The organism is Bacteroides cellulosilyticus DSM 14838, from assembly GCF_000158035.1.
Lineage (GTDB): Bacteria > Bacteroidota > Bacteroidia > Bacteroidales > Bacteroidaceae > Bacteroides > Bacteroides cellulosilyticus.
The window spans coordinates 1453718-1473742 of record NZ_EQ973490.1 but is presented as its reverse complement, the minus strand read 5'-3'; the positions used below and the strand labels follow the sequence as shown (position 1 = coordinate 1473742).

Genomic DNA, 20025 nt, shown 5'->3' with positions numbered 1-20025 from the left:
AACGTGCCAAACATACGGAATGTTTTTCGCTTTTCATGAAAGGAATTAATTATATTTGCACAAAAAACAGAATTCTCATGGATATTCTTTCTCTTCTCGGAGGTCTTCTCCTCATCCTTTTAGGTGCCAACGGACTCACAGACGGAGCCGCATCCATCGCCAAGCGCTTCCGCATCCCTTCCATTGTTATCGGCCTCACCATCGTAGCTTTCGGAACTTCCGCTCCCGAACTGACGGTCAGCGTCTCTTCGGCTCTGAAAGGCAGTGCGGACATCGCCATCGGAAACGTTGTAGGCAGCAATATCTTCAATACACTGATGATTGTAGGCTGTACGGCACTCTTCGCTCCAATTGTTATTTCCAGAAATACACTGCGCAAGGAAATCCCGCTCTGTATCCTATCCTCCATAGTATTGCTGATTTGCGCGAATGATGTCTTTCTGGATCATAGTTCTGAAAATATAATCAGCACTACAGACGGACTGTTGCTGCTCTGTTTTTTCATCATTTTCCTCGGATATACCTTTGCCATCGCTTTTCAAGGGAAGAAAGAGGGAGAGACAGAAGAGGAAATCAAACAACTTCCCATGTGGCGATCCATACTATATATAATAGGTGGGCTGGTGGCACTGATTGCCGGCGGTAATTTCTTCGTAGATGGCGCCAGCGGCATTGCACGCAATCTGGGAGTAAGTGAATCCGTCATCGGACTGACTCTGGTAGCAGGCGGCACATCTCTGCCCGAACTTGCAACCTCCATTGTCGCCGCCTTAAAGAAGAATCCGGAAATTGCTATCGGAAACGTGATTGGCAGTAACCTGTTCAACATCTTCTTCGTACTGGGATGCAGCGCTTCCATCACACCGTTGCACCTGACGGGTATCACGAATATGGATCTATTGGTACTTGTAGGCTCCAGCATACTGCTATGGATATTCGGATTGTTCTTCGCCAAACGCACCATTACCCGCATAGAGGGCAGCATACTGATACTTTGTTATATAGCATACACCACCGTACTCATTTACAACGTTTAATGGAAGGCATCAATATATCATACTTCATGAACGGAGCTGCATTCATGTTTTTCGGATATGTCAGTTTCCGTTTGCTCACACATAGGCCACGCTCACGCATTCAGAGAATACTGGGGCTGACCCTTGCTTTCTGGGCATTACTGGAGTTCAAAGATATATTACTCTATTTCCCTTCACTGAAAACCGAGCGATTGGTCAACTCCCTGCTATTCATTGACGGATGGGCAGTTGCCGCCTGCTCCTTCTATCTTCTGGAATTAACAGCGCCCGGATGGCTCAACTGGAAGAAAGTATTTTCACTTCTCAGTCCCTATCTTGCATTTACAATTGCCTATTTGTGCACCTTTTATGCCCCTATATTTCCTTTTTATTTCGGATTTATACTGATCTATAGTGCAATTATTGTACTTATAGTAACTTTTGCCGCTCGCCGATATCAACGCTATATACGCAATAATTACTCTTATTCGGAACATATCGATGTGGCATGGTTGAAGAAAGCCACATTTATTCTCGCCATCTGCTTGGTGACATGGGTATATACCAGCATAAATATTACAGGTTGGGGAGATACTATTTATTACATATCCTCAGTTCTCTTATGGTCTGTCATTGTCCACTATTCAGCTTATCAGATCAGCATCTCCATGCCAAACAACCTGAAAGGCAACCTGCTGTCTAAAAAAAACATAGAAGAGAAAGAAGAGGTTGAAGAAGAACAAGAAAACGGTTCTTATTACGCCTTTCAGGAAATACTGCACAAAGTAATGGAAGAGCAACAACTCTACCTTAACCCCAAGCTTACTATCAGTGACGTAGCCAATGCCATCGGAACAAACCGCACCTACTTATCCTCCTATTTCAACAATAAGCTGAATATCACTTTCTACGACTATATAAACAATCTCCGTATTGAGAAAACCGGCAAGCAATTACTGGCTACCTATCCTTACACCATGAATATAGACGAAATAGCCGAACGTTCCGGATTTAACTCCACTTCCACGTTCCGACGTGCTTTCTTCAAAAATACGGGTATGACACCTTTACAGTATCGGAAAAGCATACAGAAATAGATTAGTTTTTATCTCTGCCACGTGGTATTTTAAAGATTATCATGTATCTTTGCCACTTCATTAGACATAAAATTATGGCAATAACAATCAAAAAAGTTTCCACAATGAAAGAATTGAAACGGTTCATCCGCTTCAATTACCGGCTATACAAAGGCAACCCCTACTCCGTTCCCGATCTCTACGACGACATGCTCAACACTTTCAATAAAAAGAAGAATGCGGCGTTTGAATTCTGTGAAGCAGAGTATTTCCTGGCTTACCAAGACAATAAAATAGTGGGCCGCGTAGCTGCCATAATCAACCACAAGGCTAATAAAACCTGGGATAAAAAGAATGTCCGTTTCGGCTGGATTGATTTCATTGATAACCCGGAAGTATCCGATGCCTTGATCCACACGGTAGAAGAATGGGGAAAAGAACGTGGAATGACTCACATACAAGGCCCGTTGGGCTTCACAGACTTCGATGCGGAAGGCATGCTGATCGAAGGCTTCGATCAACTCAGCACCATGGCAACCATTTACAACTATCCTTACTATCCGCAACACATGGAGCGTATGGGATTTGAGAAGGAAGCTGACTGGGTGGAATATCAGATCTACATTCCGGATGCCATACCGGACAAGCACAAACGCATCTCCGATCTTATCCAGCGTAAATATAATCTCAAGATTAAAAAATATACATCTGCAAAGAAGATTGCCCGCGACTATGGACAGGCCATCTTTGAGTTGATGAACGAAGCTTATAAGCCCCTGTTCGGTTATTCCGCTCTGTCCCAACGGCAGATTGACCAGTACGTGAAAATGTATCTCCCCATCGTAGACCTCCGCATGGTGACGCTTATCACAGATGCCGACGACCAGCTTATTTGCGTAGGCATATCCATGCCATCCCTGTCCGAAGCTCTACAGAAAGCTCATGGACGGTTATTACCCTTCGGATGGTACTATCTGCTGAAAGCACTGTTCATGAAACGGCGTGCCAAAATGTTGGATTTATTGCTTGTTGCCGTGAAGCCGGAGTACCAGAACAAAGGTGTTAACGCATTGTTATTTTCCGATTTAATTCCGGTTTATCAGAAATTAGGTTTTATATTTGCAGAAAGCAACCCTGAACTTGAAATGAATGGCAAAGTACAAGCCCAATGGGAATACTTTGAAACCAAACAACATAAACGGCGCAGGGCGTTTATTAAAGAAATTAAATAAAAAGGGGACAAGGAGACAAGTTAACAAGGAAACAAGGGGTTGCACTATATTTGCACCATTATAAAGCAGACTCTTTCCCTCGTCAACTTGTCAACTGCAGACCTCGTCAACTAAATAAGAGTTTATGGAAGAAATCAACGGACTGATGCCCGAAGGCAATGTAGAATATACGGAAGACAACATTCGTCATTTGGACGACATGGAGCACATTCGTGTCCGTTCGGGTATGTATATCGGTCGTTTGGGCGACGGTACGCAGAACGACGACGGTATCTATGTATTGCTAAAAGAGGTAATGGACAACAGCATCGATGAGTTCAAAATGGGTGCTGGTAGACGGATCGAGATTAACATTGAGGATAATCTCCGTGTCAGTGTGCGCGACTATGGTCGTGGTATTCCGCAAGGAAAGCTGATTGAAGCGGTGAGTAAACTCAATACCGGCGGTAAGTACGACAGTAAAGCTTTCAAGAAAAGTGTCGGACTGAACGGCGTAGGTATCAAAGCTGTGAATGCACTTAGCAGCCGCTTTGAAGTACGCAGCTATCGCGAAGGTAAAGTCCGTATCGCCATCTTTGAAAAGGGTAATCTCCAGAGTGATGTAACGGAAAGCTGTAACGAGGAAAGCGGAACTTATATCTTCTTTGAACCGGACAGCACGTTATTCCTGAACTATTCCTTCCAGGCTAATTTCGTGGAAACGCTGTTGCGTAACTACACGTACCTAAATACAGGACTTTCCATTATATACAACGGCCAGCGCATTATTTCACGCCATGGACTGGAAGATTTGCTGAACGACAATATGACCGCACAGGGCCTTTACAATATTATCCATCTGAAAGGAGAAGATATTGAAATAGCCTTTACGCATACGAATCAATACGGCGAGGAATACTATTCCTTTGTCAACGGCCAGCATACCACACAGGGTGGAACACACCAAAGTGCGCTTAAAGAACATATTGCCCGCACCATCAAGGAGTTCTACAACAAAAACCAGGAATATGCCGACATCCGCAACGGTATTGTTGCCGCCATTGCCATCAATGTGGAAGAACCCCAGTTTGAAGGACAGACCAAGACCAAACTCGGTTCCCCCTCCATGTCTCCCGGCGGTGTAAGCGTGAATAAGTATGTAGGCGACTTCATCAAAACAGAGGTGGATAACTATCTCCACAAGAATCCGTTGGTTGCGGAAGTCATGCTGCAAAAGATACAAGACTCCGAAAAGGAACGTAAAGCCATTGCCGGTGTTACCAAACTGGCACGTGAGCGCGCAAAGAAAGCCAACCTGCACAACCGCAAGTTGCGCGATTGCCGTTACCACCTCAATGACGGCAAAGGAAAGGAACAAGAATCCGAGTCTTGCATCTTTATCACTGAGGGTGATTCTGCCAGCGGCTCCATCACAAAGAGCCGTGACGTAAATACGCAGGCTGTATTCAGTCTTCGTGGTAAACCGTTGAACTCATTCGGGCTGACAAAGAAAGTGGTATACGAAAACGAAGAATTCAATCTGCTACAAGCTGCCCTGAATATAGAAGACGGCATTGAAGGATTGCGTTACAACAAGGTGATTGCCGCTACCGATGCTGATGTGGACGGTATGCACATCCGGTTGTTGCTCATCACATTCTTCCTGCAATTCTTCCCCGATCTGATAAAGAAAGGGCACGTCTATATCCTGCAAACTCCGTTGTTCCGCGTGCGCAACAAGAAAAAGACAATTTACTGCTACACGGAAGAGGAACGGCAAAAAGCCATTGCCGAACTGAGTCCCAATCCTGAGATTACGCGTTTTAAAGGTCTGGGAGAGATCTCCCCTGATGAATTCCGGCATTTCATCGGCAAAGATATGCGTCTGGAACAAGTTACTTTACGCAAAACGGACCTCGTAAAAGAATTATTGGAATTCTACATGGGTAAAAATACCATGGAACGGCAAAACTTTATTATTAACAATCTGGTTATAGAAGAAGATCTGGCATCATGAGAAGAGCAATCTTTCCGGGAACATTCGATCCTTTCACTATCGGACATTCATCGGTAGTGACCCGCGCACTGACTTTTATGGATGAAGTCATTATTGGAATTGGTATCAACGAGAATAAAAACACCTACTTCCCTATTGAGAAGCGCGTGGAGATAATACAGAAATTCTACCGGAACGAGCCACGAATCAAGGTCTACTCCTATGATTGCCTGACGATTGATTTTGCCCGGCAGGTAGACGCGCAGTTTATTGTTCGCGGTATCCGTACCGTGAAAGATTTCGAGTATGAAGAGACCATTGCCGATATCAACCGCAAACTGGCAGGTATTGAAACCATCTTGCTCTTTACCGAACCCGAACTGACATGTATCAGTTCGACTACTGTCCGCGAACTTCTACAGTTCGGCAAAGATATCAGCCAGTTTATCCCCGAAGGGATGGATATTTAATGATTAGTGAATTAGTGAAAAGTGATAAGCAAAAAAGAATGATGAAGAAACTTCTTATCTTTATAATATGTATATGCGGTGCCATGGCTTCCATGCAGGCGCAGAATATGGGCAACTTGGCTGCCCGCAAGTTACAAATGGCAGAATTTGCCATCGCCAATCTGTATGTAGACTCGGTAGACGAAAATAAACTGGTGGAAGAAGCTATTATCCGTATGCTCGCCCAGCTCGATCCGCACTCCACGTACAATGATGCTGAGGAAGTGAAGAAAATGAACGAGCCGTTGCAAGGTAACTTCGAAGGTATCGGTGTGCAGTTCCAGATGATAGAAGATACATTACTTATTATACAGCCCGTCAGCAACGGACCATCTGAAAAGGTTGGTATTCTGGCAGGTGACCGTATCGTGGCAGTGAACGACAGCGCTATTGCCGGCGTAAAAATGTCCACAGAAGATATAATGACACGCCTGCGCGGCCCGAAAGACTCAGAAGTAAAACTAACCATTGTCCGTCGCGGAGTGAACGATCCCTTATACTTCACTGTAAAACGGGATAAAATACCCATTCTAAGTTTGGACGCTTCGTATATGATACAGCCCAAGACCGGTTATATTCGTATCAACCGCTTTGGTGCCACTACCGCCGAAGAATTTACCGCCGCCCTCAAAGAACTACAGAAGCAAGGAATGAAAGACCTGATACTTGACCTGCAAGGCAACGGTGGCGGCTATTTGAATGCAGCAATTGATCTTGCCAACGAGTTCCTGCAACAAAAAGAGCTGATTGTATATACCGAAGGAAGAACCTCTCAGCGTAGTAATTTCTATGCCAAAGGCACAGGCAACTTCAAAAACGGACGCCTCATTGTGTTGGTAGACGAATACTCCGCTTCAGCAAGTGAAATCGTAACCGGTGCCATACAGGACTGGGACAGAGGCGTAGTTGTAGGTCGCCGTACTTTTGGTAAAGGCCTGGTACAACGTCCCATCGAATTGCCCGATGGCTCTATGATCCGCTTGACTATCGCCCGTTATTACACCCCATCCGGACGTTGCATCCAGAAACCGTACGACCATACAGCCAATCTGGACGGCAGAGGCCTTAGTAAAGATGACGGCCAGGAGAAATACAATATGGAACTGGTAGATCGCTTCAACCGTGGAGAAATGATGCATGCCGACAGTATCCATTTTCCTGATTCATTGAAGAACTCCACTAAGAAGTTGAAACGTACCGTATATGGTGGCGGTGGCATCATGCCCGACTATTTCGTGCCTATTGATACAACCCAATATACCGATTATCATCGTAATCTGGTTGCCAAAGGCGTTGTCATCAAAGCAACAACCAAGTATATCGAGAAAAATCGGAAAGAACTCCAAGAGAAATATAAGAAGTTCGATACCTTCAACAATAAATTTGAGATAGACGAACAGATGCTTGCAGACATACGCGCTGCCGCCGATAAAGAAAAGATTGAGTTCAACGAGGAGCAGTACAACAAATCATTGCCTCTGATAAAGACGCAGTTGAAAGCCTTGATAGCCCGTGACCTGTGGGATATGAACGAATACTTTCAGGTGATAAACACCACGAACAACAGCGTGCAACAAGCCCTTGAGTTATTGAACGAAAAGATTTACGAGAAGAAACTACCACTTTAATAAACCATTTGCAGCGTCTATATGTCCAACATCTTGGATATATAGATGCAACGCATTGGATATATAGATGCAACACGTCCGATATATAGATGCAATACGCAGAATATATAGATCCGATACAGTGCAATTCTTAATTGCCGAACAACCACTTATTCAGCCAACGGTTCACATAGATATTTACTACAGCACATCCGGCTCCGATAGCTGCGCCCGCCAGCACATCGGATGGATAGTGCACGCCCTCATTCATACGGGATACCCCGACAGAACATGCCCATAAGGCAGATGGAGCGATTACATACCATTTCGGATACTTCACACAAAGTGAAGTTGCCAATGCAAAAGCAGTTGCCGTATGTCCGGAAGGAAAAGAAGGACTGGTTTCATGACTATAAGCATGAACCCGGTCGGGATAGCGGTCGAACGGGCGTTCACGATCTATAAGATACTTCATGCCATAAGTCACAACAAAAGCACCGGCAACACTGGTACCTACATACACAGCATCCTTCAATAATTCGCGGTCTTTTTTCACCCAGGCAGCCAACGCCATCGCCACGGGAACCCCCACGGCAATATAAGGTTCAGTACGAGAAATTATTTTATTATAATTACGAATGAACTTACCATCCCAACTATTTATTTTATGCAAAGTATTAATGTCCCAGTTCTGGGCAGAAATATTGAATACAAGTAATGATGCAAAAAATACAAAAAAAATAGTCCGTTTCATGTAGTCTTTCTTATAGTTTGCTGCAAAGATAGGCGATTTTGTTAGAGTATTCACAAAAAAATTCTATCTTTGTTGCCATAATTTTAGTAATTCGTCTTATATTTCATGACAAAAGACACTCTTTGCACACGGCAAGTAGATTGTACTCTATGCCCAAAAATCTCAGACGGGACATTGGTATACCGCCAATATCCCCAGGGGCAGCATTTCTCAGCGGAGAAGTGTACCCAGAACTGCATGATCTTTATGTTAAAGGGAGAATTGTTGATAAATAGTAACGAATACCCGGGCACTACGCTCCAGAGCAGACAATGTGTACTGCAAGCCATCGGTTCAAAAATGGAGTTGTTAGCACTGACCGAGGTGGAATATATCGCCTATTGGTTTACGGAACTTCCACTTATATGTGAAGACCGTTACAAGGAAATCCTCGAACGTTCTGAGGCTCCGCTGACCTACACGCCGCTGATAGCCAATACCAAACTAGAGCGGTTGCTGCATGATATCGCCGACTATTTTAAAGAACAGCCTTCCGCATGCGGGAAATATCTCGACATCAAGCGTCAGGAACTGGTTTACATACTAACCTGCTATTATCCCCTGCGCCAGATAAGTACGTTCTTCTATCCTATCAGTACTTATACGGAAAGTTTCCATTATTTCATTATGCAGAACTACGACAAGGTGAAGAATGTGGAAGAATTCGCCCATTTAGGTGGATATACAACCACTACATTCCGCCGTTTGTTTAAAAATATGTATAATGTTCCGGTGTACGAATGGATACTGGACAAGAAGCGTGAAGGTATTCTGAACGATCTGCAATTCACCAAGCAACGTATCTCCGTGATCAGTTCACGTTATGGTTTCGACTCCCTGTCGCACTTCGCTCATTTCTGCAAGGACTCCTTTGGAGACACCCCTCGCTCCTTGCGAAAACGTGCTGCCAGCGGAGAGAAAATCACCATTATAAAAGAAAAAAATGACGACCCAGCCAGGGAACAGGGTGACGAGTAAGAGTAATCTTCCCTTGTCACCCTGTTCCCTGACTCACTTGTCAACTTCTATCTATTCCCTGAATTACGGAATTATTTCTTTAATTCCTTGTTTAATCAATGTATTTCTTCTATTTTTGCGGGAAATTAGTGTAAGACCCTAAGTAAAAGCAAATTTTCTAACTATTAAATAATTTAAATTCAATCATTTATGTGGTTAAGTAATTCATCTGTAGGAAGGAAAGTGGTGATGAGCATTACCGGTATCGCCCTTGTCCTGTTTCTGACGTTTCACATGGCGATGAACCTGGTTGCATTAATCTCGGCAGAGGGATACAACATGGTTTGTGAGTTCCTGGGGGCAAACTGGTATGCCTTGGTGGCTACGGTAGGTTTGGCCGCCCTTTTCATTATTCACATCATCTACGCTTTCTGGCTGACAATGCAGAACCGCAAAGCACGCGGTACTGAACGTTATGCCGTAGTTGATAAACCCAAAACTGTAGAATGGGCTTCTCAGAACATGCTCGTATTGGGTCTTATCGTAATCGTAGGTCTGGGTCTGCACCTGGTAAACTTCTGGGCAAAAATGCAGCTTCCTGAGTTGATGCACAACATGGGTATGCATGCTGACACGCTTACACTGGCTTATGCCGCTAACGGTGTTTATCACATTCAGAACACATTCAGCAATCCGGTATACGTAGTGCTTTATCTCATTTGGCTCGGCGCACTGTGGTTCCACCTGACTCACGGTTTCTGGAGTTCTATGCAATCCCTGGGTTGGAACAACAAGGTATGGATTAACCGTTGGAAATGCATCTCCAACATTTACTCTACTATCGTCGTTGTATGTTTCGCCTTGGTAGTTGTCGTATTCTTCGCAAAATCATTGTGCGGCGCTTGCTAAATTGTAAATTGTAAATAACTAAATTGTAAATTACATTATGACTAAGATAGATTCAAAAATTCCGGAAGGACCGGTGGCTGAGAAATGGACCAACTATAAAGCTCACCAGAAATTAGTTAACCCTGCTAACAAGCGTCGCTTGGATATCATCGTAGTAGGTACGGGCTTGGCAGGTGCTTCTGCTGCCGCTTCACTCGGTGAAATGGGTTTCAGAGTATTCAACTTCTGTATTCAAGACTCTCCGCGCCGTGCACACTCCATCGCAGCACAGGGCGGTATCAACGCTGCAAAGAATTACCAAAACGACGGTGACTCTGTTTACCGTTTGTTCTACGATACAGTAAAGGGCGGTGACTACCGTGCCCGCGAAGCTAACGTTTACCGTTTGGCTGAGGTTTCCAACAGCATTATCGACCAATGTGTGGCACAAGGTGTTCCCTTCGCCCGCGAATACGGCGGTTTGCTGGATAACCGTTCTTTCGGTGGTGCTCAGGTATCACGTACGTTCTATGCCCGCGGCCAAACCGGACAGCAGTTGTTGCTGGGTGCTTACTCTGCACTGAGCCGCCAGGTAAACGTAGGTACCGTAAAATTATACACTCGTTACGAAATGCAGGACGTTGTCCTCGTTGACGGACGTGCCCGCGGTATCATCGCTAAAAACCTCGTAACCGGTAAACTGGAACGTTTTGCTGCACACGCAGTAGTAATCGCTACCGGTGGCTACGGAAACGCATACTTCCTGTCTACCAATGCAATGACTTGTAACTGTACAGCCGCCGTTTCTTGCTATCGCAAGGGTGCCTGGATGGCCAATCCGGCTATGGTACAGATTCACCCCACTTGTATTCCCGTTCATGGTGACAAGCAGTCTAAGTTGACTTTGATGTCAGAGTCTCTGCGTAATGACGGTCGTATCTGGGTTCCGAAGAAGAAAGAAGACGCCGTGAAGCTCCAGAAGGGTGAAATCAAGGGAAGCGATATTCCTGAAGAAGACCGCGACTACTACTTGGAACGCCGCTATCCGGCATTCGGTAACCTGGTTCCGCGTGACGTTGCCAGCCGTGCAGCTAAAGAACGTTGCGATGCAGGTTTCGGTGTGAACAATACAGGCCTGGCAGTATTCCTCGACTTCTCTGAGGCTATCAGCCGCTTAGGTATCGATATCGTTCTTCAACGCTATGGTAACCTCTTCGATATGTACGAGGAAATCACTGACGTTAATCCAGGTGAACTGGCAAAAGAAATTGCCGGTGTGAAATATTATAATCCGATGATGATCTATCCGGCTATCCACTATACAATGGGCGGTATCTGGGTTGACTACGAACTGATGACTTCTATCAAGGGTCTGTTCGCTATCGGTGAATGTAACTTCTCTGACCACGGTGCAAACCGCCTCGGTGCTTCCGCATTGATGCAGGGTCTGGCTGACGGTTACTTTGTATTACCTTACACTATTCAGAACTATCTGGCCGACCAGATTACAGTTCCCCGCTTCTCTACCGACCTGCCTGAATTTGCAGCTGCCGAGAAAGCTATCCAGGACAAGATTGACTGGATGATGAATATCAAGGGTAAGAAGTCTGTAGATTCTATCCACAAGGAACTGGGTCACGTAATGTGGGAATATGTAGGTATGGGCCGTACAGCAGAAGGTCTGAAGACCGGTATTGCCAAACTGAAAGAAATCCGTAAGGAATTCGAAAAAGATCTGTTCATCCCGGGAGATAAGGAAGGCATGAACGTAGAGTTGGATAAAGCTATCCGTCTGTACGACTTCATTATCATGGGCGAATTGGTTGCTTACGATGCTCTGAACCGTAACGAAAGCTGCGGTGGTCACTTCCGTGAAGAATATCAGACTGAAGAAGGCGAAGCAAAACGTGACGATGAAAACTTCTTCTACGTTGCTTGCTGGGAATATCAAGGTTCCGATGAAAAAGCTCCTGAGTTGCTGAAAGAACCGCTGGTTTACGAAGCAATCAAGGTACAGACTCGTAACTATAAGAGCTAAATAGTGACAAGCTACGAGCTACGAGCTATAAGTTCAGAGCTACGGGCAAGTCAGTAAGTTATTAATTAATCTGCTATAGGCAGAGTTCTCGTAGCTCATAGCTTGTAGCTTATAACTTCAAAGACAATGGATAAAAATATAAGTTTCACACTGAAAGTATGGCGCCAGAAAGGCCCAAAGGCAAAAGGCGCTTTTGAAACATACCAAATGAAAGATATCCCCGGTGACACTTCATTCCTCGAAATGCTGGATATCTTGAATGAACAACTGATTTCTGAAGGTAAAGAACCGGTTGTATTCGATCATGACTGCCGCGAAGGTATCTGCGGTATGTGTTCGCTCTACATCAACGGACATCCTCACGGTCCTGCAACAGGTGCTACTACCTGTCAGATCTATATGCGTCGTTTCAACGATGGTGACACTATCACTGTTGAACCTTGGCGTTCTGCCGGTTTCCCGGTCATCAAAGACTTGATGGTAGACCGTACGGCTTACGACAAGATTATGCAAGCCGGTGGTTACGTTAGTGTACGCACAGGCTCTCCTCAGGATGCCAATGCTATCCTGATTCCGAAGCAAATCGCTGACGAAGCTATGGATGCAGCAGCTTGTATCGGTTGCGGTGCTTGTGTAGCTGCTTGTAAGAATGGTTCTGCCATGTTGTTCGTTTCCGCAAAAGTTAGCCAGTTGAACTTGCTGCCGCAGGGTAAACCGGAAGCATTGCGTCGCGCAAAAGCTATGTTGAGCAAGATGGATGAACTCGGATTTGGTAACTGTACCAATACTCGTGCTTGCGAAGCCGAATGTCCGAAGAACATCTCTATCAGCAACATCGCCCGTCTGAACCGCGATTTCATCATCGCAAAACTGAAAGACTAATCAGCCCTTTCTACATTTGATTAATATCACAAGAACTCCTCTACCGGGAAACCGGCAGGGGAGTTCTTCTATCATCTTACAACCAGAAGAAACTAAATCTTTCAGAAATTTCAAACAATATCCGCCAAAGATAGAACAACCGTAAAACGACTTCCTTTTCCTACTTCAGACCGTACCTCTATACGTCCGCAAAGCTTCTCAATAATGACTTTACAGATAGAAAGTCCAAGCCCGCTTCCTTGTTCAAACTCGTCAGTCTTATAAAAACGGTCAAAGATCATCATGAGTTCTTTCTCATCAATACCTTTCCCCGTGTCCTGTACATACACACTGACTTTCCGGTCTTTTTTATCCACTTTGCATCCTAATGTAATAGAACCACTCCGGGTAAACTTATCCGCATTGCCCAGGAAATTGGAAATGACCTGAATAAAACGCATACGATCTATATTGACAGGCAAAGAGAGATTCTCATCCAAAGCCAGATGAAACTGCAACGAGGGCTTGATTAATGCCTGATAAGCCATATAAATCTCTTTCACAACCGTTGCCATATCCCATTCTTTTATTTCAAGATCCATGTTGCCGGAATCCAGACGTGATATTTCCACCACATCATTGACCAATTTCAAGAGTAATTCGTTGTTACGGTTAATGATCTCAAGCATGGCCTTCTTCTCATCCGGTTCAATCTCATCGCCACCCTCGCCAACCAACAAATTGGTGAAACCGACAATGGCATTCAGCGGAGTACGGATTTCATGGCTCATATTATTCAGGAAAGATTGTTTCAACTCAGCATTTTCAGCCATCTGCTTAGCCTGAATAAGCTGTTCTTCATGCTCTACCTGTATCTGAATATCCTGCATAATGCCCGCCAGCATTATCCTTCCCTTTGCATCTTTCAGACTACGACACCGAAGTTCATACCAACGATAATCTTCTTCACTGAAAGAGAAACGTACACGCCGAACCTGCATATCCGTAGATTGATGCAGCGTTTCGTACAATGAATTCAGAAGAGGTACATCATCAGGATATGCATACTTCAAGAAATCGGTTCGTACAAATGTTCTCTGTTCCATTCCCACCAAACGCGTATAATTCTCATCAAACTCGATATTCTCTCCCTGTATATCCCAAAGTGAAATCCGCCCTCCATCTGTAGAAAGCATCAACCGCCTATGAGTTTCCTCAAGCATCTCCATATTCTTACGTTCCACACGCGAACGTCGGCGCATACGTAGCAGACTGATCAATACCAGAATAAAAGTAAGGATAAACAATCCGGTCAGGAAATAAAGCTCCTTCCGATACCGGTCATAGAAGGAGTAATTGATAATACGGACATCTTCAGGTACATTTTTCACATCAAAGTCCGTATAGGATGAAAAATAGGTCCAATCCAGTACATACTCCTTTTCCATATCCCTGATTTTCGGCATACCAATTTTCTCCTTATTCATCAGACGAACAGAAAAATCAGCCGCAGTACGCGCAGAAATCTCATCAGTAGCCATGTAGCCGCCCACAATCTTGGCATCCTCCCCAAATCCCTGGCGGATGCAACTAAAAGAGGGAATATTTAAAGCTTTAGTGATCGGAAGCGACATCTGATCAAACTTATCCAACAGAAAAAACTCTCTCCTCTGTCCGCTTTTTGATTTTTCCATGTCTACAAACAAAGAAGTCCCTTTGGTATAACGGAAAGGGCAAAGACTAATGGTTAACTCATCCTTTTCAATATGATTGTTTACCTTAGCAGGCATCAAATTATAATGCTCAACCATTTCCTGCAATTTTCTGTATTCAGATTCCACAGAAAAGGCAGACTCATAGCCTAAAAGCCTGATTTCCTTTCTATCAGCAAACCGGGTTAACAAATCAAACGATTTATATCCAAGAGGAGTCAGATCAATATTATAAATGACATCTATCCCTACATGTGGTTGTAAAGCCCTTATAAAATCAATGTTACGCTTAAAATCCGGTGCATCACGCAGCACATATACCTTTCTACGCTCATATTCTTTTATAAGTTTCTCATCGGGAAAATGTACGTTGCAAGCTACTACAGGAATGGAAGAAAGTAGCCGATGGCGGGTAGAAAACAAAGCAGACGCAGCTTGATCGCCCACAGTGAGCATCAGTGCTATCGGTTTATCTCTAATTACCTCAAGATATACCTCCATATTTTTTATCCCATCTTCCGGCGTAACCGTATTGAAATCCAGATAGAACTTTTCAAATATCGGTTCTATGCCTTGTTTTCTGAACTCCTTCACCAAGAGTTCTTCAAAGTTTCCGTAACAATCATACTGGGGAGAGGAAGAATAAACAAGAGAAATCATTTTTTCTATCCGGTGGTTAATAGTGTACCACCGTTTAAAATTGACTCCGCACCAAAAAGCACACAGCAAAAAGATAAAGGCTAAAACATATTTTAGTTTGTCGGTTTTCATTGTATCACTTATATTGAGCAAAAGTAGCATAATATCTATAAAAAAAGAAGATTTTATGACGAAAACTCTCTAATTTTGTGACTGCCATAAAAAGACAGACATGAACGTGCACAAAATCTGGTTACTATTGCTATTCTTACTGATTCCGACTATTCTATTCGCCCAAAAAACAAGGACAGTCAAAGGACTGGTGTGCACTACATCAGAGACAAAAAAAAGAGAAGAACCTCTGCCCTATGCAAGTCTTGTTATCCTGGAAGGCAAAGATTCCACCTTTGTAAAAGGAGTTGCAAGCGATGCGGACGGTCGTTTCAATCTCCAGTTCACTCCTCAAAAAAGGAACGCAATATTTACTGAAAGCCTCTTATACGGGAATGCAGTCTGTCTTCCGCAAACTGGACAGCAACGCTTCAACAATCAACCTGGGCAACATTTTACTGGAAGAAGGTATCGAATTGGGCGAAGTGACAGTAAACGCCCGGATGCGCGACGTAGACCAGGTGGGAGATACCACCGTCATCAATGCAGCAGCTTACAAAACACCGGAAGGTTCGTATCTGGAGACACTTGTCAAACGTATTCCCGGAATGGAATACGACAGCGAAACCAAAACACTGAAATACAACGGACTGCCTATTAACGAAATCAATGTAAACGGTGAAGCTTTCTTCTCAGGTGACAACAAGATGGCGCTGGAAAATCTTCCTGTGGAGTTAATCAGCAAAATAAAAGTGTACGATAAGAAAAGCAAGCTGGAAAAGCTGACGGGTGTCAGCACGGGGAAAGAGAACTATGTGCTCGACCTGCAAACCAAAGAAGAATTCAATGGTACCCTTCTTGCATCGGGAAAAGCCGGATACGGCAATAACAACAAAAAGGATTTCAACCTGCAAGGCAACTACTTCAAAAATAACGGAAACAATTTCTCAGTCATCGCCAATTCCGGTAACCTCCATATGCGGACCAGCTACAAGGACAACATACAGGAGAACGTTGCCGTAAATTTCACCCAAAAGTACAATAAGAAACTAACACTCAACGGAAATGTATCCTATCATCACAACGAGCAGGGCAATATTTCGACATCCTACAACGAGCAATATCTGACAAGTGGCAATAAGTACCAGTATTCTGCCGGCAACAATACGAACCGCAATCGCAATATGAATTCATCATTGGGCTTAAACTGGCAGGTCGATACCCTGACTTTTGTCAATTTCTTCGGTAATTTCAGCCTTGTCCGGAATAATAATGCCAATAATAACCGCCAAGCCACGTTCAATGAAAATCCTCATCTGGATATCCTCGATCCTTTCAGTCATATCAACGATGTACCCGATGAACTGAGAATCAATGACATCGCCATGGGATCACTAATGCAAGGAGAGCAACGCCGATATTCCTTCCATGCAAACATCATGCGCCGGATCAATAAAAAAGGAAGTTCTATCGGCCTGACTGCGCAATACAATGATAGCAAGAATGACAACAATAACTTCTCTATCTCATCAACCACATATTATCAACTGAAAAACAGTGCAGGAAACGACTCCGTACTCTACCGTAACCAATACTCGTCGAACCTGTCCCCCAACCGTCAACAGGGCATCGGGCTGATGTTCAGCCATCCTTTTTCCAAGAAGCTGCACGCACAGATTTCATATAACCTCAACTACAGTAAGCAGAAGAATGATCGTAATACCTACGACCTGTCCGGCTTTATGGAAGAAACCGCAGTACAACCCGGCTATCTGCCCGAAGGATATGAGGCGAGCTACATCGACAGTCTGAGCAACCGGAGCCATAGCAGTACCCTGCAACACGGAATCAACCTGCACTTTAATTATTCCGACACCATTTGGAACATCAATGCCGGAGTATCCGTACAACCCGAGCGGCGCAGCCTGAACCAGAAAACAGGTCTGCATAGAGCTGATACCACCCTCCACTCAGTCGGCTTTCAGCCCATGCTCTTCATCTCATGGCAGAAAAAGAAAAATAGGATAACCCTGAATTATTATGGAAATACCTGGCAACCATCATTATACGATCTGATCTCACCAACCAACAACAGTGATCCGCTCAACATCACGCGGAGCAATCCTAATCTGAAGCCTACTTACAATCAGTCTGTACGATTGGAAGCACAAAATACGAAGGAAGGACTTTTTGCCACACTGAACTGGAACAACAGAATCAATAGTCAGACCCGTGCAGTGATCTACAACCAGCAAACCGGTGGACGTGAAACTTATCCGGTAAATATTAACGGCAACTGGAACATAAGCGGTGTGTTCCGGTATCAGAAGCGCATCAAGGACTTTAATCTGAGTGCAAATGCCGGAGGCTCCTTTGCACAGGATATCAACCTCATCAACGAAAACCAGAGCGAGCAACCTGAACGCAGTGCCACGCATAACACCGGCCTCAACAGTGACCTGCGCCTATCCTACCAACCTAAATGGGGTAATCTGGACTTAAACGGCAGGTGGAACTTCCAACATTCTTCCAATTCACTTTTAGAGACGGATACATACACACGCAATTATACCTTCGGATTGAACGGTTTTGCCGATTTGCCGGGAGGTATACAACTAAGAACAGATGCAAATTATTCCTTCCGAAACGGTACGAACATAAAAAAGGGAGAAGATGACCAGATTGTCTGGAACGCAAGTATCACATGGCGATTCCTGAAAAAGAAACAAGCTGAGATATCAGCCAACTGGGTGGATATACTCAGCCAACAAAAGAATTATTTCCGAGGCACAATGGCCGACGGACTTTATGAAAACCATACGCAACAGATAGGCAGCTACTTCATTGTCTCAGTGAAGTATCGCTTCAACCAGCCTCTTCACAAATAGTTTGCGTTTCTTGTGGAGGAACAGACTGCACTGAACGTAGGCCACGGGGTGAAGTCCCGAAATTCTTCTTGCAGAAGTTAGAGAAGTGAGGTAAAGACTCGAAACCATATTTATAACAGATCTCAGAAATAGTGGCATCCGTATAGCGGAGTTCGTAAACAATGTTCTCTTTACGTTTCTCCATCATCCATTCATAAACAGGTTTATGGAATACAGAATTGAAGATACGCCGGAAGGTAACAACGGTGTATCCGCCTAATTGGGCTAATTCTTCTACCGTCTTCACTTTCAGATGATTTTGCAGGACAAAATACTCAAAGCTGGACGTATAACGGGAAAGAGTATGTACCAGTATCGAGAGATCATAATCGGAGTAATATTCTCCTAAAAGAAAGGCAAGTTCTTTTCGCTTGAACGAAAGCAGTTCCCGGCAAATCTTCTCTTTCGCCAGATAGGCTTTGGAAGCGTCCAGAAAGAAACGCAATTCTGGAATAATCTTTAATGGGGTGAATATCAGCGGTGGAGTTATTTCTTTCATAATGTATTTATAACGTTCCTCACAGAAAAACTCCGGCTGATTAAAACGATAACAAACACATTCCACATCCGTCAGAGCAAGGATCTCATATTTTGATCCAATGGCTTGAAGAATAAATTCCCCCGCACGCAGTATGGTTCCGGCATACTCCTGGCTATTGACAAGTGCTTCTCCTTCCAATAAAAAAATCATTATATTTTCTTCGCACTTTTGAGCTGGAAGGTGGAAGCCTCTTGAATGAGAGGCATAAATGATAGCATTACCCACAGCCTTAGGGCACTGCTGGCACGATATAGCCGCACCACATGCAGAGTAAGTTTGCATTGCAGATTGAATGTTTTTTTGTTTGTTTTGTGCAGCAAAAGTAAGAATATTCCGGGAAGAAACAAAAAAATCCCCGAAGACTTTGTGGGAAGAAAGGCTTCGGGGAGGGAGATTTTGGGATTAATGAAAGATTATTCAGCAGGAGGAGCAACGGGAGTATCATCACTAGTACTCCAATTACCAACCTCAGGAGCAAAGCTAATAGTAGCTCCTTCACTTGACAAAGTTAAGGTATAACGTACTTTCTTACCTACGCCCCAAGCTGCAGTGTTATTCAAAGATATTACAGCATCAGTAACCGCATCAATTTTAACATCAGTAGCATTATAAACATTATAACTAATTTTAATTTTAGAATCAGTAGTCATAGCTTGCGGCATCAACATTAAAGCACCTTTTGCTTGGTCTAAATCTGATATAGTAGTACCTGAAACTGGAGCATTGTCGGCAATTGGATAGGTATATATTCCTGCTTTTCCTGTAACACTCCATGTACTATCTGCAAATGAATAAGTACCTGTATTGGCAACCCCTTCAATAGAAATTGAAGATATTGTATATTTCAAATTATTATTAGAGCCCTTCGCTGAAAAATTCACTTGAGTGAGTGCATGGAGAAATGAAAGTTTTACATCATTCTCTGTCTTTTTTTGATTATATAATTGTGCTACTACAAAATCTTTCTGTTTTGAAGCATCATCATTTATAGTATAGGTAATAGTTGGGTAAATATCACTATCTTTCAATTCATATTTAGAACTTGCGTCAGTTGCATGTGCAAAAAACTGCACATTACCATTAAAAGGCCAATAATATGGTCCACCTGTTAAGTCCCATTTAGTAGTATATGTAGCAATCGCA

At 43.8% G+C, this 20025-nt stretch carries 14 protein-coding genes and 1 pseudogene; 11 read left to right on the top strand and 4 right to left on the bottom strand.

From position 1 onward, the window contains the following. Window positions 1-77: 77 nt before the first annotated feature. The 6 genes from BACCELL_RS09950 to BACCELL_RS09925 all read left to right on the top strand — a co-directional run bounded on the left by BACCELL_RS09950 (window position 78) and on the right by BACCELL_RS09925 (window position 7436). Window positions 78-1037: a calcium/sodium antiporter gene (locus BACCELL_RS09950; protein ID WP_026367036.1), complete on the top strand. Its 960-nt coding sequence runs from the start codon at window positions 78-80 to the stop codon at window positions 1035-1037. Window positions 1038-1063: 26 nt separating this feature from the next. Next, a complete protein-coding gene (locus tag BACCELL_RS09945) occupies window positions 1064-2113 on the top strand; it encodes a helix-turn-helix domain-containing protein (RefSeq protein WP_229104627.1) in 1050 nt (349 codons plus the stop codon). A 74-nt stretch (window positions 2114-2187) separates the two neighbouring features. Next, window positions 2188-3324: a hypothetical protein gene (locus tag BACCELL_RS09940; RefSeq protein ID WP_007211621.1), complete on the top strand. Its 1137-nt coding sequence runs from the start codon at window positions 2188-2190 to the stop codon at window positions 3322-3324. Window positions 3325-3448: 124 nt separating this feature from the next. Further along, window positions 3449-5320 (top strand): DNA topoisomerase IV subunit B, encoded by a 1872-nt coding sequence (locus BACCELL_RS09935; protein WP_007211620.1) that lies wholly within the window; start codon window positions 3449-3451, stop codon window positions 5318-5320. Further along, the gene (gene coaD / locus BACCELL_RS09930; RefSeq protein ID WP_007211619.1) at window positions 5317-5769 is read left to right on the top strand and encodes a pantetheine-phosphate adenylyltransferase; all 453 of its coding nucleotides are present in this window, start codon (window positions 5317-5319) and stop codon (window positions 5767-5769) included. The genes BACCELL_RS09935 and coaD overlap by 4 nt, the downstream gene beginning before the upstream one ends. A 41-nt stretch (window positions 5770-5810) precedes the next feature. Beyond that, window positions 5811-7436, top strand: a complete 1626-nt coding sequence (locus tag BACCELL_RS09925) for a S41 family peptidase (protein ID WP_007219148.1) — start codon at window positions 5811-5813, stop codon at window positions 7434-7436. Window positions 7437-7566: 130 nt separating this feature from the next. Here the strand turns inward: BACCELL_RS09925 and BACCELL_RS09920 are convergent, their stop codons facing one another. After that, window positions 7567-8169 (bottom strand): phosphatase PAP2 family protein, encoded by a 603-nt coding sequence (locus BACCELL_RS09920; protein WP_026367034.1) that lies wholly within the window; start codon window positions 8167-8169, stop codon window positions 7567-7569. 105 nt (window positions 8170-8274) lie between these two features. Here BACCELL_RS09920 and BACCELL_RS09915 point away from each other — a divergent pair, with 105 nt between their 5' ends. The 4 genes from BACCELL_RS09915 to BACCELL_RS09900 all read left to right on the top strand — a co-directional run bounded on the left by BACCELL_RS09915 (window position 8275) and on the right by BACCELL_RS09900 (window position 12973). Then, on the top strand, window positions 8275-9186 hold the full coding sequence (locus BACCELL_RS09915; protein WP_026367033.1) for a helix-turn-helix domain-containing protein: 912 nt from the start codon (window positions 8275-8277) through the stop codon (window positions 9184-9186). A 189-nt stretch (window positions 9187-9375) separates the two neighbouring features. Next, window positions 9376-10074 carry a succinate dehydrogenase/fumarate reductase cytochrome b subunit gene (locus BACCELL_RS09910; protein WP_007211615.1) on the top strand — a complete coding sequence of 233 codons (699 nt, stop codon included), beginning with the start codon at window positions 9376-9378 and terminating at the stop codon, window positions 10072-10074. A gap of 37 nt (window positions 10075-10111) precedes the next feature. After that, window positions 10112-12091 carry a fumarate reductase/succinate dehydrogenase flavoprotein subunit gene (locus BACCELL_RS09905; RefSeq protein ID WP_007211614.1) on the top strand — a complete coding sequence of 660 codons (1980 nt, stop codon included), beginning with the start codon at window positions 10112-10114 and terminating at the stop codon, window positions 12089-12091. 126 nt (window positions 12092-12217) lie between these two features. Further along, complete coding sequence (locus tag BACCELL_RS09900; protein WP_007211613.1) at window positions 12218-12973, top strand: succinate dehydrogenase/fumarate reductase iron-sulfur subunit; 756 nt, start codon at window positions 12218-12220, stop codon at window positions 12971-12973. Between the two features lie 110 nt (window positions 12974-13083). Here the strand turns inward: BACCELL_RS09900 and BACCELL_RS09895 are convergent, their stop codons facing one another. Then, window positions 13084-15435: a sensor histidine kinase gene (locus BACCELL_RS09895; RefSeq protein ID WP_044153567.1), complete on the bottom strand. Its 2352-nt coding sequence runs from the start codon at window positions 15433-15435 to the stop codon at window positions 13084-13086. Window positions 15436-15535: 100 nt separating this feature from the next. Between BACCELL_RS09895 and BACCELL_RS09890 the strand changes: the two are divergent. Continuing rightward, window positions 15536-18302: pseudogene (locus BACCELL_RS09890) on the top strand (outer membrane beta-barrel protein). Here BACCELL_RS09890 and BACCELL_RS09885 read toward each other — a convergent pair. Next, window positions 18280-19164, bottom strand: coding sequence for a helix-turn-helix domain-containing protein (locus BACCELL_RS09885; RefSeq protein ID WP_007211610.1), 885 nt, complete (start codon window positions 19162-19164; stop codon window positions 18280-18282). The pseudogene BACCELL_RS09890 and the gene BACCELL_RS09885 sit on opposite strands and share 23 nt — an antisense overlap. A 131-nt stretch (window positions 19165-19295) precedes the next feature. Continuing rightward, the coding region (locus BACCELL_RS09880) for a fimbrillin family protein (RefSeq protein ID WP_007211608.1) at window positions 19296-20025 on the bottom strand (730 nt) is incomplete at its 5' end.

Bases quoted from the DNA above. Each gene is read 5' to 3' on its own strand.
- BACCELL_RS09950 (WP_026367036.1), top strand. From the start codon at position 78: ATGGATATTCTTTCTCTTCTCGGAGGTCTTCTCCTCATCCTTTTAGGT.
- BACCELL_RS09945 (WP_229104627.1), top strand. From the start codon at position 1,064: ATGAACGGAGCTGCATTCATGTTTTTCGGATATGTCAGTTTCCGTTTG.
- BACCELL_RS09940 (WP_007211621.1), top strand. From the start codon at position 2,188: ATGGCAATAACAATCAAAAAAGTTTCCACAATGAAAGAATTGAAACGG.
- BACCELL_RS09935 (WP_007211620.1), top strand. From the start codon at position 3,449: ATGGAAGAAATCAACGGACTGATGCCCGAAGGCAATGTAGAATATACG.
- coaD (WP_007211619.1), top strand. From the start codon at position 5,317: ATGAGAAGAGCAATCTTTCCGGGAACATTCGATCCTTTCACTATCGGA.
- BACCELL_RS09925 (WP_007219148.1), top strand. From the start codon at position 5,811: ATGAAGAAACTTCTTATCTTTATAATATGTATATGCGGTGCCATGGCT.
- BACCELL_RS09920 (WP_026367034.1), bottom strand. From the start codon at position 8,169: ATGAAACGGACTATTTTTTTTGTATTTTTTGCATCATTACTTGTATTC.
- BACCELL_RS09915 (WP_026367033.1), top strand. From the start codon at position 8,275: ATGACAAAAGACACTCTTTGCACACGGCAAGTAGATTGTACTCTATGC.
- BACCELL_RS09910 (WP_007211615.1), top strand. From the start codon at position 9,376: ATGTGGTTAAGTAATTCATCTGTAGGAAGGAAAGTGGTGATGAGCATT.
- BACCELL_RS09905 (WP_007211614.1), top strand. From the start codon at position 10,112: ATGACTAAGATAGATTCAAAAATTCCGGAAGGACCGGTGGCTGAGAAA.
- BACCELL_RS09900 (WP_007211613.1), top strand. From the start codon at position 12,218: ATGGATAAAAATATAAGTTTCACACTGAAAGTATGGCGCCAGAAAGGC.
- BACCELL_RS09895 (WP_044153567.1), bottom strand. From the start codon at position 15,435: ATGAAAACCGACAAACTAAAATATGTTTTAGCCTTTATCTTTTTGCTG.
- BACCELL_RS09885 (WP_007211610.1), bottom strand. From the start codon at position 19,164: ATGCAAACTTACTCTGCATGTGGTGCGGCTATATCGTGCCAGCAGTGC.